Here is a 13,104-nt window from a genome sequence, read left to right as displayed (position 1 = left end):
GTCCATTTGGGGGATATTTGACAAAACGAATCGTTATCCTCCCAGACACCCAAATCCCCTACGACGACCGGCCGCTACTCAAGGCGGTTATCAGGTTCATCGGGGAATTTCAGCCTGATGAGGTAATCCACATCGGGGATGTCATGGACTACCCGCAACCCTCGCGGTGGTCGCGAGGATCGGCAGCCGAGTACGAGGGCTCGGTATTCGCGGACTCGGAGGCGGCGAAAAAGGTCCTGCTAGGCCCGTTGCGCGACGTATACGACGGCAGGGTGCTGATGCACGAAGGCAACCACGATGAGCGTCCACGGACGTATCTGGCGAAGTATGCGCCAGCGCTCGCGGAAGCGGATGCTTTCCGCATTGAAAACCTGCTCGACTTCAACGGGTTCGGCGTCGAGCGGGTACCGGAAACGTACGACGTAGCGCCTGGATGGATCACCACTCACGGGCACCTTGGAGGAATCAAGCTGTCACAAATCGCGGGGAACACCGCGCTCAACGCCGCTAAGAAGATGGGCGTATCAGTGGTTATAGGACACACGCACCGCGCAGGTATCGGCTCATACACCCACGGGCGCGGTGGCGATAAAAAGCACGAGCGGGTTGTCACCGGGATGGAGGTCGGCAACCTGATGGACATGACGAAAGCGGGATACCTCAAGGGCGGCACGGGTAATTGGCAGCGGGGGTTTGGGATGCTCACGGTAGATGGTAAGTCGGTGAAACCCGAGGTTGTTCCGATCACTGCGGGGAAGTTCTTGGTGGATGGGCATGTTTGGAAGGTCTAATACTTGACAAAGGATAAAACTAAAAACGTGGAGGAGGTCTTCTGCAAAGCTGCCGCTAAGGCTTTGTATGAATGGGCTGAACCGCCACTAGATAAACCGGAGCTGGTTCAAGAGCTGTGGGTGTGGTATCTAGAACGTCCGTCGCGTCAGGAGATGCTAAGGGAGATGTCTCCCGAGAAGGCGGTCCAGGTGGCGAAGCGCACCGCGCTTCAGATCCTAAGTAGAGCTACTCTCAGAAGTGACTCATTCAACGGCCGGGCGTTGTACTCCTCGGAATCAGTCAAAGATGCCCTAAAAGGGGAGTCGACAAACCGGTATCTGTCCAGGATTCTGCCGAGAGCTATTCAAGAGCTGGAGCGCCGAAACCCCCGATATGTCGAGATACTCAGTGCACGATACGAGGATGGCATCACCCCTGAGACCAAAGCCGACGATAACGCACTGACACGCGCCCATAGAGCACTCGCCGAAGAGGTTAACCTCATAGTGCTGACCTCAGCGGGCGCAGACACCGGCCCCGGCTCTAAGGCTGCTGTGTACCCCGAGACTCGCCGGGCTGTAGGTGACACATCCGATCCGACTGCTGATATTGCGTTGTCGCTGATGAATCGCCCTACCGAGCGTGACGAATACCTGACGGATACCGGTCCAGGAGTACCGGTAAAGCAGGTAAAAGGTCAGGTGGCTCAGCCCCCGAGCGTTTTCGAAGCCGTGTTCAACGGCGGGATGAGCATGTATCGGACATGGGTTTTCCCCGAGCTAGGTGAGGAACCGCAACCAGTGCTTAGTAACTGGCCCGAGGAAGACCTGATTATTTATTGCGGAGGTGAATATGTCAAGTAAGACCGCTGAAGAAATTGGTAAGCGTCTGGGATCAATCATGTGGATCGTGGTTATCACGCTGTCGATTCTCAGACTCGGGGGTTTTATCGACTGGTCTTTGTGGTGGATCTGGTCACCGATCCTGATGTGCCTCGGAATCCTGATCATAGATAACATCACCACCTCCCAGGAAAAGAAGGACTGAACTTGCAGTTTACTGAAACCGGAGAATTTATTTACAACCGCACCTACTCGCGGACCAAACCGGATGGTAGTAAGGAAACGTGGCCGGAAACAGTCCGCCGCGTAGTAGACGGCAACCTGGCGCTTGTAGAGCCCAGATATCACGCCGCGCACGAGCGTGAGCAGCTCGTTGAGATGATGGATGAGTTTAAGATCATTCCTGCCGGTAGGCATCTCTGGGCATCCGGGGTTAAAGGCGCTCAGCACCTTTTCAATTGCTGGGTTAGTCATTGGACCGAAAACCCATGGGATCATTTCGAGTTTACATTCCTCCGCCTCATGGAGGGCGGAGGAGTCGGGGCTAACTATTCGAACCGCCACCTAGTCGACTACGGGCCGGTACAGCTCCCGCTGCGCGTCCAAATCGTGTGCGATCCTGACCACCCGGACTATGAGGAAATGCGGGGCGCCGGACTTCTCTCTGACCGATACGACTCGGACTGGCCCGGCAGCTTCGAGGTAGAAGACTCCCGCGAAGGATGGGCAGCGGCCCTCGTTGATCTGATCAAGACGCACTACTGCAGCGATGTTGTGCATTTTCATCGGGTGTACGACGTGAGCAGGGTTCGCCCTGCCGGGTCACGGCTCAAGACCTTCGGGGGGACGGCTTCCGGCCCGGCATCGGTGGCGAAGATGCTTAAAGAGGTCTGCGAGATCCTGTCTAACCGCGCTGGCGAGCAGCTAGACGGAATCACAGCGATGGAGATAGACCACGCTCTAGCTGAGTGTGTTGTCTCCGGAGGTGTCCGCCGGTCCGCTCGCATGGCAATGATGGCTTGGCATGACCGACAGATACTTGAGTTCATCAATATCAAGCAGAATTCGGGTAGTCACTGGACAACCAATATCAGCGTAGAAGTTGATTCCGATTTTTGGAAAGCGATACGTGAGTGTGACGAATCGCGTGGCTTCAACGTCGACCTTAAGCAGGCGCACGCACACTTAGTACTCGAGGCTATCTCTAATGGGATGCTCAGGAATGGCGAGCCTGGATTCTGGGACTCCAGCTATTCTAATTGGGGTGAGCCGAACAGGGTGGTTTGCACTAATCCTTGTGGAGAGATCCCGCTAGAGCCCTGGGAGCCCTGCAATCTCGGGCATGTAAACCTAGCAGCCTTCGTGGATGATAGAGGCGGGGTGGACTATGACGAGCTAGAGCTTGCGCATAGGCTCATGACTCGTTTCCTTATCCGGGCAACTTTTGCTCCGGTGTCTGATCCTAAGTCACGAGCGGTTCTCGACAGAAACCGACGAATTGGTATTGGTCATCTTGGGGTGGCTTCGTTCCTGGCTATGCGAGGGGTCAAATATTCTATTGCAGGGGACGAGATTACGGATTCCGGTGACATGTTCTCCGATGAATTAATGCAGTGGGCACACGTGGTAGATATGGAAGCGCTGGAGTACGCGCGGGAGTTCCGTATTCCGGTTCCGGTCAAGACTCGCACTGTGGCACCAACCGGCACTATCGCGAAAATGCCTGGAGTATCTGAGGGTATACACCCAATTATCCACAAATATTTTATCCGGCGTATCCGATTCTCGAAACTAGACGAGTCTCAGATGCAAACTGTACGGGACCTAGAGGCGCTGGGTTGCAGCCTTGAGGATGATCTTTACGCTGATAACACAGTAGTTGTCTCGATCCCAACCAAGGACATCCTGATGCAGGAGGTAGCGGACCGCTTCGGAGAATCCGTACCCAGATATGTGGTTGAGGATGCCAACGATCTTTCGTTAGCCCAAATGCTGAATATGCAGGCGCTTTACCAAACTTATTGGGCGGATAATGCTGTTTCGTTCACGGCTAACTTGGACCCAGAAGATTATACCGCTGAAGAGATAGCGTCCGTGATTAAGCGGTTCAGTGGTCGGCTTAAAGGCGCGACTATCTTCCCTGCGTCTTCTATGCAACAAGCGCCATACGAGCGGATTACAAAAGAAGAATATGAATCATCTGCCAATAAGACAGTAGCGGATGGAGTAGACGAAGACTGCGCTTCGGGAGCGTGCCCGATCCGATAGACGGGGGTTAAGAAAGCCTTGCAGGTTTATTCAGATGAATTTCTCAACGCAGTAGTGGGATACATGAGAAAGTCGACTTATCTGGATGTTGTAGCCGTAACCGGATTCCACGAGAGTACGGAGGATCTAGGCTTTTGTGAGACCTGCTCGTATGAGCAGACTGTCGTGGACGTTGATTACACCGACTCGGAAGGTTGCAGACGTACATATATATTCGGGGGCGATTTCGCCACGCTTATTCGGGCACTGACAGATTAACTTATGCGAACAGTAATCGTCACCGGCTCCCGATATCTAACTGATCAGGAACTGGTTTGGTCAGCGCTAAACGAGCAATACGCCCATTCCATGGATAGTCTCACCGTCGTTCACGGTGACTGTCCTACAGGTGCCGATCGTTTCGCCCGTGAATGGTGCGAAGCGATGCGAGACGAAGGAGTAACCGAGAGACGCTACCCAGCAGACTGGGACAAATATGGCAAAACCGCTGGTCCGATTCGGAACAACGAAATGGTTTCCGCAGGGGCGGATGTTTGTCTAGCTTTCCCAGTCGGGGAGTCTCCAGGTACTCGGCAGTGCATGAAAGCTGCCGAGGCGGCAGGCATCCCCGTAATTGATTTCGAATCAATAAACTCTAAACCCGCACAAAGTGGGGAACAATCGAAAGGAATATCTGAATTGACCGTTGATCCGTTTGCGTCGGCTCCTGATGACGACGAAGCCCAGACCGCTAACGCACCGGAAGTAGAAGACACTTTCCAAGATCCACCTGTAGAGGCACCTAAGAAGCTGGTTAGGAAGGCTGTCACTAAGAAGGTGGTTACTGCGGATGAGGAAAAAGACACAGAGGACGATGGCGGGTATCCACACTCGGTCACGTTGAAAGCAGGCCCCGGTTACGACGCACCATGGATCGTGCTGCGGGCCGCTACGGTGGCCGAGCTGCTCGCAGAGTTCAAGGATGAGGCTAGCATCGAGCTAGCTGCACTGATGCAGCAAGCAGCTAGGGCGGGCGAGTACTTCGCTAGCCAGTTCACCAGCGCTAAGCCTGCTGTCCGAGCATCATCCGGGGGAGGGGATTCTCAGAACAAGAAGCCTGATTATCAGGAGGCACCTAACGGGGAAAAGCGCTATTGCGAGCACGGGAGAATGCAATACAAGTCGGGTATTTCGCAGCAAGGGAACGCCTACAAGCTCTTTGCTTGCCCGGAACCTAAGCGCAGTGAGCAGTGCAAAGCCCAATACGTTAAGTAGCACGCTGACTTGACAAAAACACCTGTCGGGGCTTCGGCCCCGACAGGGTTAGACCTAACAAGGAAGATACCCAAATGGACATCCATTCTCTGTCTGAGCAGATTACCGCCGTCTATGGAAAAGGCGTTGGTGTTCGAGAACTGACATGATCCAGCACCGGGATAAAGTTGCCGGGACGCCGGTAGAAATCAACGTAGTGACACACGAAGACGACCTAGAGGCTTTCCGCAACTTTATCCGGGGCAACCTAGGTCTGCTCGGTCTCGACACCGAAACCACAGGGCTCAACATCTACGGCGCGGATTTTAGGCTGCGGACGGTGCAGTTCGGTACGGGGACTACAGCGTTTGTAGCCTTCCCCGAGTTCGGTCCACGGTTTGAGGAGGATGTACGGTTAGCGCTCCTAGGGGTCGACCGGTTTATCGTGCACAACGCTTCATACGACTTGCAGGTGCTCGAGCGGACTCTAGGTGTCCCTATGGAGGATATGTGGCCGAAGATCACCGATACCCGGATCTTGGCTCACCTGGTGGACCCGAGGGGCAGGGACGAAGGCGGCATTGGTCATTCGCTGGAGGATGTGACGAGACACTACATAGACACTGGTGTCGCAGACTCTGTGAAGACACTAATGCGGGATCTAGCGATGACATACAAGACTACGAAAAGTAAAATCTGGGCGTTAGTACCGTCTGATGACCCGGAATATCAGTTGTACGCGGGGATGGACGCGATACTCGCGTACAGGTTGTACGAGAAGCTGTCTGGTTTGGTCCCTGCCAGGTCAAAACCGTTGATCGGGTTCGAGCATCGGGTAGCAGAAGTTTGTTCGTATATGGAGCGTACAGGCTTCCTTCTGGATGTCGACTACACGAAGCGGCTTTCGGAAACGCTGAAGCAACGGCAAGATCGGTTTACCGATATCGCTGCTGAATACGGTTGCGAGAGCGTTAACTCGACCGACCAGGTAGCTGATGTCCTCGAATCCCGTGGTGTCATCATCCACGGAAGAACACCCACCGGTAAACGCCGAGTCGACAACGAACTCCTAGCCTCACTGGTAGCCAAAGGGGATACGTTCGCTGAGGCGGTAGTCGAGGCCAAGAAAGCTAAGAAATGGCGAAAAACATGGGTAGACGGATTCCTCGCTAACCGGGATACCGGGGACCGGTGTCACGCACATATTAACGCTTTGCGTGCTCGCACAGCCCGGATGAGCATTACGGGCATTCCGGCTCAGACGCTACCGTCCAAGGATTACCTGATCCGCCGCTGCTTCATCGCGGACGAAGGCCATTTGATGGCCTCGATCGACTACAAAGCGCAAGAGCTTAGGGTGCTCGCAGCTTTGTCGGGGGATGAGGCTATGACCGAAGCGTTCCGCCGAAACAAGGATCTTCATGCGATGACTGCCGCCGCAGCGTTCGGCGACAGCTTCACGAAAGAGCAGCGCGGCTACGCTAAAACCGTGAACTTCGGCAGGGTTTACGGCGGCGGAGTAGGTACGGTGTCCCAACAAACCGGTTTGGATCGGGGAACCGCGAAAACCGTTATTGACGCCTTCGATGCTGCGTACCCTCGCGTAGCCGATTTGTCTAAACGACTTCAACGGGAGGCTATACGCAACGGATGTATCTATACGAAGACCGGCCGTAGGCTACCGGTCGACCCAACCCGCGCATACTCCGCACTGAATTACCTTATCCAGTCAACGTCACGTGACGTTACATGCAGAGCGCTTGTACGTCTGCACGAAGCAGGATTCACACCATATCTACGACTACCGATCCATGACGAAGTACTGGCATCGCTCCCGCAAGCACATGCGGAATGGGGCGCCAGGGAAATAGGTCGGATCATGGCGGAGCAGATGGGAGAGGTGCTTATCGACACCGACCCGGAGGTCAAAGGCTACTCATGGGGGTCGCTGTACGTCAAAGAAGAGGACTTGCCTGAAATCACTGACCCGTATCTATTACCGTATAGAAAGCAGGCCGCGTAAGTGGACGACGAAGAGTTCTTCGATATGCTCACCAAAATGAGGGAACGAGCCACGCGAGGGGAATGGTCCAAGAGCGGGCTTGTTTTGTATGACGCGCTTGCGGGAGAGGGTATCGGTCCCCGGCGGGTGGCTGACACAGCCGATGATGAAGTCGCAGATTTCATTCTCGCCGTACACGAACTCTTACCCGAGATTATCTTCCGCGCCAAAGCAGCGTTCGACGCTGCGGAGGCGGCAGACACAGCCTCCGATGTACTTAAGCGCAAGGTTTTTCTGCTGGAGGGAGAAGTATCCCGTCTGAACGAGCGGGTAAAGGAATATGAAGCAGACTAGCCGCCCGGACTGGGACACTTATTTTAACGATTTCTAGCCCAGGAGAGGAAGCATGAAGCTCAGCGAGCTTATCGAGGTGTTGGAGACAGCAAGGGGTGTTATAGGGAATGTTGAGGTAGAGCCCGTATACACTATCACCGTTGAGCCCCCGGAGGAAACACTGAAGAGGCTGAAGGAGGCGAGGCGACTTTAGCAATAAAGGAGACTGAGATGAAGATCAACGAGCTAATTAATCTGTTGCAAGCCGCAGAGGACAAAGTAGGAGACGTTGAAGTAGAGATCCCGGACTCAGGGTGTGGCTGCTGCACTCTCCCCGGACACGGTGAGTCTGTTGCGGATATTTTCACCATCGAGTCTCTGGAGGATTCCCTGGTAAGGGTACGACTGAGCGGTGAAGCGTTTGAACAATACATGGTGCCTTATGGCGCGGTCGGCGCTTCGGTACTGACCGGTGTTACTGAGCGACAGTCGTGATTGTGATATGCTCCGCAGGTCGGATTAAATAGACCCGCATGTCGTTCCGACACACCACCCCCGTGTTGGCAGATCCTTTTCTGTCGGCCGGGGGTTTTTCATTCCCTGGTCTATTTGCCCTGATCAATTATCGGACTTGACAAACAGGCAATACCCGTATTAGTTTCAACTCACCCCATTCGGGGTTGATTCAATCAATGCGAGAGGTGCGCAATAATGCCACGTATGACCCAGCAGGTTCTTGATGCTATTGCGAAAGACGATGGACGAATATATCGACGTTTGGATTGCTGGGGATGCCGACCGGGAAGACCGTGCGGAAGCGAAGGAAGTAATGGTGAGCTGCGCAGGTGGCTTATCGGATAAGATCGCGGATCTCGCCACCTACGGCGTAGACCTCGAATCCGTCTAGTCCCACGGATAGAGTGCAAGCCCAGAAGTAGCAGAAACGAAAGCCCCCTGGAACCTAGCCAGGGGGCTTTCTCGTCCCCGCAGGAGCGGGGCCTACTATTAGTCCTCGACCTAACTAGGACCATCCCCGCAGGAGCGGGGCCAACATGTTGCCCATACATCAAGGTGGGCCATCCCTGCTAGCGCGGGGAAGTGCTCCGAAGGGGATGGAGCGAGGACTACCCTAGCCGGTCGGTCCGCCGACCACAACCCCTGTTGTGCAATGAGGTGGCATCACGCCTCACACGTGTATTACGTCGGCTCGGTCTCGTCTAGCACCCATTGCAGATACGCCGGACCAGCACCGACCACAGGTAGCGCGATCACCTGCGGTACGTCGTACGGATGATCCCGATCTGCGCGCTCGATGATCCGGGATACCAATACGTTTCGCGTATGCAGGATCGCGAGCGCTTCTGCGTCATCCTGTATCGCGCCCTCCCAGCGGTACAGCGACCGCACAGCAGGGACGAGGTTGCCACACGCGGCTAACCTGTCTGCTATGAGCTGGCGTACGAATCCAGCTAGCCACTCGGCACTCTCGGCGGTGACTGTGACAGCTACTATCTCGTGCTCGACCATGTGATCCAGTCTCTATCACTCTGGGCTCCGATGTCCCGCATCAGATTCTCGAGCAGGGCACGGTCACGAGCGATCGCAGCCCACCCGCGCACCACTGGCGCTTGATGAGACAGCCCGACCCATCCACCGATCATATGTGCCCCGTGCGGGTGCAGTGTCATGTGCATGGTGCCTTTTGATCGGACTGCACCATCATCGGCGATATACCAGCCCATCAACACCTCATGCTCCCAGATCCGCATTTCGCCGCGCCACGCATAGGAGCCGTCCTCGACAGACCGCGCCCTATCGCCGTACAGCTCTAAAAAATCGCCGTTTTGTGTGATCTCTAGCGTATGGATGTCGACACGCGGGGTGTCGTCTTTGACCGTCTGCCAGGCAGCCCACCAATCCCCGGACAGATCCAGCTCGTGCGGTGCCAACCCGGCCAGCTCTGTCACGGACACTCCGAGGACCCGAGCCAGCAGTACGCCGGTGGTTAGCGATGGCTCGGCCGGGCCGCGCTCCCAGCGCGATATCGCCTCTTGGCTCTCACTGACCCGTTTGCCTAGATCAGCCTGTGACAGCCCCAGCGCTGCCCGGCGTCTGCGGATGGTTTCCCCGGTCGTACTCACGGGTTCGGGTCCTCTCTCTAGTCCTCTGCTGCATAGAGAGAGTACCCACGCTAATGTCGCAGACTTATCTCAATATCTAGACGATTACGCCTAAGGTGATGCATGATGAAGCGGCACCAAGCGCAGACCAGGGGAGATCCACAGTGAGACACCAGCTACCGCAACGCATTCCGAGGCCACCGTTGCGTCCAGAACACCCACATCCACAGATGTCCTACACACGGGCTATCCGGATCGCGGTCGCGCTGGACAGGTACTACGCGCGAGAGGGTCAACTGTGTCACTGACATACGCCGCTGCTCAAGCGCTCGCTGCCGCACTGCGGAGCATGCCTGATGATGCACCGGATACTGATATCGACGTCCCTGTGGCGTGGCTCCAGCGTGACGACGAAACATGGAGCTTCGTCTACGCGGACGGACATGTGGGGGACGGGTTTTCGTGGGCTCAGATGCTCGCAGCACGGGGCGCGGATGTCATCGCGGAGACCGGATTACGCGCTGGAGGGCACGATGACGTATTGGATTGACGGCGAGACACATCGAGCGCCACAGCATCCGTTCACCGTGCCCGAAGCTCATGCGACTATGCAGCAGCACATCATGTGCCGTGTAGTGGACTGTCCACGTAAAGCCGAAGCGAGGCTGACGCTCATCAAGGCGGGAAAGATGCGACCGGACAGCGCACGCGAGTACTAGCGCCTGCGAGGGGGCCAGATCCCCTCATCCAGGTCCTGCGCCCAGCGAGAGACTGTTTTACGGTCAACTCCGAGTAGCGCGGCAAGTCGGTCTATGTCCCCCCGCCGTCGTCGGTCCAGCAGTGCGGCCACGATGTCATCAAGCCGCTGCTGAGCGGCGTTAGCTTCGCGGATCGCTCCGGGAAGCGTGTCCCACAAATCGGTATCGACGGCCATGAGCTGATCATGCCACAACACGACTTATGTACCACTATTGGACAAATGAGACATGATGGTACATACTGGAGTGGTCCGGCCGGGCTCCTCCGAAATCCCTTCAACGCAAAGGACATTCGTCATGCGTACTATTACAGTCCCCCGGAAGATCCTCGCGGCTGGCATCATCGGCATCGCAGCCACGATGCTGCCCACTGCACCCGCGTCCGCCGCCGACACCGGCGGCTGTGTCGGGTCCTGGCATCAAATCCGGGAGGTCAACGGGTTTCTTGAGTGGGGTGTCACTAGCATCTGTGGCGGAACCGGCTGGCACCCGCACAAGATCACTATCGAGCTGCAACGGAAGCATCATGCGGTGCTTTTCTCTACGGTCGACACGGCAGAATCGCAAGGGTACGAGCAGGGCCGCCCTAACATCTCCGTTCCCGTGTCTACCTCATGTGATAGTGATGCAAAGACCACATACCGGATGAAGATGACGCTTAAGGCGGGAGATAACGAGGGGCAGACACTCTCTGATGAGTACTCAGCCCCCTGCTACATCGGGTAACTGATCCACGCCTAACCTCCCCTCCCGTCCACACGGGAGGGGAGACTGGTATCCACACCACTTCCCGGAAGGACACCACGCTTATGTCAGACACCATCAACAACAGTGCATGGGGCAGCCCCACCACCATCGGGAGACACACCGATCCCGAGTTCGTGAGCAACGGTGAGGGCGGAGTCCGGTCCTGGCTGACACCTATATTGTCAACCCAGCTAGGGCTTCAATTCTCGTATGTCGCCGTGTCCCTTGACCCTGAGGTGTCAATGCTCAACCACCCGATGGAGTTGACCGTCACCGTGGACGGTAAACGAGTCGGCGCGGGGTACAGCGGCCGTACCAGCAACAAGCACTCCGAACACCACTACACGATCCCGAACCCATACCCGGAGCCGATCGCCGAATACGCGCATGTGGTGATCTACATAGCCGATATCCTCGCTGGCGTCTCACACAAGATCATCCTTGACTACGGGTTAGCTATCTACATCAGGACCGCGTAACGACTGGTTTACCGACCCCCCGGTGCCTACCGGCACTGGGGGTCTTTTCATGCCCAGGTTCACAGCTAGCTAAGGGCTTGCATTCTCTCTTTGAGTTCCTGCGGCACAAGCAGCTCAGATTGGAACACTCCACTTTCCCCCGGCCGCTTACCTCGGCCGGTGACCCTGGCTCTGATCGTGATGCCGGATTGGAGGAGCAGTTCCCGGCGTTCCGGCCATTCGGAAGCCCCCCACACGTCCGCGTACGTCTCGCCTGTGCTGCGTAGTTCGTACCCAGCTTCCCGCACCGGCAGTGTTTCAAGCTCGGCGATACGCGCATCAAGCGCCCCGATTTGTGCTGTGACACGTGCGCGGGCCGTCTTGCTACTCAGAGTGGTCAGCATTGGCGTTAGTTCGTCTATAGCCGTCTGAGCGGCCTGCAATTCCGCTGCATGAGATTCAGCAGGGATGTACACCTTCTCTAGCACCTCTAGGTGCCCCACCGACTCGAGGAACTGCTCCGCCAGCAGTTCCTCGAGCCAACCGGCGGGCAGTTGCCCCTCTCCGGGGTGCCTCCCACGGCACCAGTAGTACCGATACCGATTCCCGTTCTTTTCATGGTCCCGAATCGAGTAATTGAGCCCGCAGGTCCAGCACTTCGCCACCCCCAACAATCGAGATGGATTGCGGGTACGTTTACGGTTCGGGTTACGCCGCTGCTCAAGCGCGTGTTGTAATTCCTCCCATCGCTCGAAGGTGAGCAACGGGTCCCCGAGTAGCACCGGCTTACCCTCCGCGTCTCGGATTGTCACACCCTCATGAGTGGCATACCCAAGCAATGTCTTGCTCGTGAGAATCTGCCATAAAACCTTGGATGACCAAGCCTTCCCGGTGGCAGATGGCACGCCCTCGGAATTCAGGTCGTGGGCCACTTCACCTACTGACTTGCCCGAGATGACATCAGACACCACCCGTAGGACCACATTGGATCGTTCGAGGTTATTGCGGAGCTTGTACCCATTGTCGACTTTGTGCTTGTCACACCAGTACGGCACAGCCCCTCCGGGCCACCGCCCAAGCTGCAAGAGTTTTGCGCGTGACGCCCTGGTGCGTTCCCGAATCGCCTCTAATTCGCCCTCGGCGACACCAGCTATGACGTTGGCAATAAGCCTACCCACCCATGTGCTCAGGTCGAATCTCTCGGTAGTTGACGCCAGCGATTTGTTGTTTTCGAAGCACCAGGACATGACTTTATTCAAGTAAATACTTCCGGTGGCTAGCCGGTCGAGCTTCCAAGCCGCAACAATGTCCCATTCACCAGCTTTATCCGGCTTAAACCATCTGCCTAGCTCTGGGGTGTTGAACGGGTCTGTGGACCGGCTTACGTCAACGTCTTCGGCCCATCCTATGACCGTGTGCCCCTCTTGCGTCGCCCACTGGGTGATGGCGTCTTTCTGGCGCTCGATCGAGGTGGACTCGTCGGTATCCCTGCTCAGCCGTAGTCTGCCTAGTACCCGCAGCCCCGGTGTATGTTCTGCCATGGGTCGCAACTTACAGGATAGAGGACACCCG

General features: G+C 56.2%; 17 protein-coding genes and 1 pseudogene. 14 read left to right on the top strand and 4 right to left on the bottom strand.

Annotated elements, in window-relative coordinates; genetic code table 11:
- Positions 1-17: 17 nt before the first annotated feature.
- The 11 genes and pseudogenes from ACX4ZE_RS19480 to ACX4ZE_RS19430 all read left to right on the top strand — a co-directional run bounded on the left by ACX4ZE_RS19480 (position 18) and on the right by ACX4ZE_RS19430 (position 8,356).
- Positions 18-791: a metallophosphoesterase gene (locus ACX4ZE_RS19480; protein WP_480274899.1), complete on the top strand. Its 774-nt coding sequence runs from the start codon at positions 18-20 to the stop codon at positions 789-791.
- Between the two features lie 3 nt (positions 792-794).
- Complete coding sequence (locus tag ACX4ZE_RS19475) at positions 795-1,634, top strand: hypothetical protein (protein WP_480274898.1); 840 nt, start codon at positions 795-797, stop codon at positions 1,632-1,634.
- Positions 1,624-1,818, top strand: coding sequence for a hypothetical protein (locus ACX4ZE_RS19470; RefSeq protein WP_480274897.1), 195 nt, complete (start codon positions 1,624-1,626; stop codon positions 1,816-1,818). Before ACX4ZE_RS19475 ends, ACX4ZE_RS19470 begins: the two co-directional genes overlap by 11 nt.
- 2 nt (positions 1,819-1,820) lie before the next feature.
- Positions 1,821-3,881, top strand: coding sequence for a ribonucleoside-triphosphate reductase, adenosylcobalamin-dependent (gene nrdJ, locus ACX4ZE_RS19465; protein WP_480274896.1), 2,061 nt, complete (start codon positions 1,821-1,823; stop codon positions 3,879-3,881).
- A 261-nt stretch (positions 3,882-4,142) separates the two neighbouring features.
- A pseudogene (locus ACX4ZE_RS19460) lies at positions 4,143-4,346 on the top strand (SLOG family protein); the annotation flags it as partial.
- 114 nt (positions 4,347-4,460) lie between these two features.
- Positions 4,461-5,135, top strand: coding sequence for a hypothetical protein (locus ACX4ZE_RS19455; protein WP_480274940.1), 675 nt, complete (start codon positions 4,461-4,463; stop codon positions 5,133-5,135).
- A 145-nt stretch (positions 5,136-5,280) separates the two neighbouring features.
- On the top strand, positions 5,281-7,137 hold the full coding sequence (locus ACX4ZE_RS19450) for a DNA polymerase (RefSeq protein ID WP_480274895.1): 1,857 nt from the start codon (positions 5,281-5,283) through the stop codon (positions 7,135-7,137).
- Positions 7,138-7,470, top strand: a complete 333-nt coding sequence (locus ACX4ZE_RS19445; protein ID WP_480274894.1) for a hypothetical protein — start codon at positions 7,138-7,140, stop codon at positions 7,468-7,470. It begins immediately after the preceding gene.
- Between the two features lie 52 nt (positions 7,471-7,522).
- Complete coding sequence (locus ACX4ZE_RS19440) at positions 7,523-7,663, top strand: hypothetical protein (RefSeq protein ID WP_480274893.1); 141 nt, start codon at positions 7,523-7,525, stop codon at positions 7,661-7,663.
- Positions 7,664-7,680: 17 nt separating this feature from the next.
- Entirely contained in the window at positions 7,681-7,944 is a 264-nt protein-coding gene (locus ACX4ZE_RS19435; protein WP_480274892.1) for a hypothetical protein, read from the top strand.
- 262 nt (positions 7,945-8,206) lie between these two features.
- Positions 8,207-8,356 carry a hypothetical protein gene (locus ACX4ZE_RS19430; protein WP_480274891.1) on the top strand — a complete coding sequence of 50 codons (150 nt, stop codon included), beginning with the start codon at positions 8,207-8,209 and terminating at the stop codon, positions 8,354-8,356.
- Between the two features lie 290 nt (positions 8,357-8,646).
- Here ACX4ZE_RS19430 and cutA read toward each other — a convergent pair whose 3' ends face one another.
- Together cutA and ACX4ZE_RS19420 are read right to left on the bottom strand one after the other, a co-directional pair.
- Positions 8,647-8,976 (bottom strand): divalent-cation tolerance protein CutA, encoded by a 330-nt coding sequence (gene cutA / locus ACX4ZE_RS19425; RefSeq protein ID WP_480274890.1) that lies wholly within the window; start codon positions 8,974-8,976, stop codon positions 8,647-8,649.
- Positions 8,958-9,590 (bottom strand): helix-turn-helix transcriptional regulator, encoded by a 633-nt coding sequence (locus ACX4ZE_RS19420; RefSeq protein WP_480274889.1) that lies wholly within the window; start codon positions 9,588-9,590, stop codon positions 8,958-8,960. Before ACX4ZE_RS19420 ends, cutA begins: the two co-directional genes overlap by 19 nt.
- Before the next feature lie 328 nt (positions 9,591-9,918).
- Between ACX4ZE_RS19420 and ACX4ZE_RS19415 the strand changes: the two genes are divergently transcribed.
- Both ACX4ZE_RS19415 and ACX4ZE_RS19410 read left to right on the top strand, forming a co-directional pair.
- Positions 9,919-10,119, top strand: coding sequence for a hypothetical protein (locus ACX4ZE_RS19415; RefSeq protein ID WP_480274888.1), 201 nt, complete (start codon positions 9,919-9,921; stop codon positions 10,117-10,119).
- Positions 10,103-10,288 carry a hypothetical protein gene (locus ACX4ZE_RS19410; RefSeq protein ID WP_480274887.1) on the top strand — a complete coding sequence of 62 codons (186 nt, stop codon included), beginning with the start codon at positions 10,103-10,105 and terminating at the stop codon, positions 10,286-10,288. The genes ACX4ZE_RS19415 and ACX4ZE_RS19410 overlap by 17 nt, the downstream gene beginning before the upstream one ends.
- On the opposite strand, the gene ACX4ZE_RS19405 is transcribed toward ACX4ZE_RS19410, so the two are convergent.
- On the bottom strand, positions 10,285-10,503 hold the full coding sequence (locus tag ACX4ZE_RS19405) for a hypothetical protein (protein ID WP_480274886.1): 219 nt from the start codon (positions 10,501-10,503) through the stop codon (positions 10,285-10,287). The genes ACX4ZE_RS19410 and ACX4ZE_RS19405 overlap by 4 nt on opposite strands.
- Before the next feature lie 813 nt (positions 10,504-11,316).
- On the opposite strand from ACX4ZE_RS19405, the gene ACX4ZE_RS19400 reads away from it, so the two are divergent.
- Positions 11,317-11,553, top strand: coding sequence for a hypothetical protein (locus ACX4ZE_RS19400; protein ID WP_480274885.1), 237 nt, complete (start codon positions 11,317-11,319; stop codon positions 11,551-11,553).
- A gap of 65 nt (positions 11,554-11,618) precedes the next feature.
- On the opposite strand, the gene ACX4ZE_RS19395 is transcribed toward ACX4ZE_RS19400, so the two are convergent.
- Positions 11,619-13,073, bottom strand: coding sequence for a recombinase family protein (locus tag ACX4ZE_RS19395; RefSeq protein ID WP_480274884.1), 1,455 nt, complete (start codon positions 13,071-13,073; stop codon positions 11,619-11,621).
- Between the last annotated feature and the right edge of the window lie 31 nt (positions 13,074-13,104).

Source organism: Nocardia sp. TBRC8007, from assembly GCF_056629435.1.
This window is presented reverse-complemented; position numbering and strand designations above follow the sequence as displayed.

Excerpts from the sequence above, each read along its gene's own strand:
- ACX4ZE_RS19440 (WP_480274893.1), top strand. The coding sequence starts at position 7,523 with ATGAAGCTCAGCGAGCTTATCGAGGTGTTGGAGACAGCAAGGGGTGTT.
- ACX4ZE_RS19455 (WP_480274940.1), top strand. The coding sequence starts at position 4,461 with ATGAAAGCTGCCGAGGCGGCAGGCATCCCCGTAATTGATTTCGAATCA.
- ACX4ZE_RS19395 (WP_480274884.1), bottom strand. The coding sequence starts at position 13,073 with ATGGCAGAACATACACCGGGGCTGCGGGTACTAGGCAGACTACGGCTG.
- cutA (WP_480274890.1), bottom strand. The coding sequence starts at position 8,976 with ATGGTCGAGCACGAGATAGTAGCTGTCACAGTCACCGCCGAGAGTGCC.
- ACX4ZE_RS19415 (WP_480274888.1), top strand. The coding sequence starts at position 9,919 with ATGCCTGATGATGCACCGGATACTGATATCGACGTCCCTGTGGCGTGG.
- ACX4ZE_RS19470 (WP_480274897.1), top strand. The coding sequence starts at position 1,624 with ATGTCAAGTAAGACCGCTGAAGAAATTGGTAAGCGTCTGGGATCAATC.
- ACX4ZE_RS19450 (WP_480274895.1), top strand. The coding sequence starts at position 5,281 with ATGATCCAGCACCGGGATAAAGTTGCCGGGACGCCGGTAGAAATCAAC.
- ACX4ZE_RS19430 (WP_480274891.1), top strand. The coding sequence starts at position 8,207 with ATGGACGAATATATCGACGTTTGGATTGCTGGGGATGCCGACCGGGAA.
- ACX4ZE_RS19435 (WP_480274892.1), top strand. The coding sequence starts at position 7,681 with ATGAAGATCAACGAGCTAATTAATCTGTTGCAAGCCGCAGAGGACAAA.
- ACX4ZE_RS19410 (WP_480274887.1), top strand. The coding sequence starts at position 10,103 with ATGACGTATTGGATTGACGGCGAGACACATCGAGCGCCACAGCATCCG.
- ACX4ZE_RS19405 (WP_480274886.1), bottom strand. The coding sequence starts at position 10,503 with ATGGCCGTCGATACCGATTTGTGGGACACGCTTCCCGGAGCGATCCGC.
- ACX4ZE_RS19400 (WP_480274885.1), top strand. The coding sequence starts at position 11,317 with ATGCTCAACCACCCGATGGAGTTGACCGTCACCGTGGACGGTAAACGA.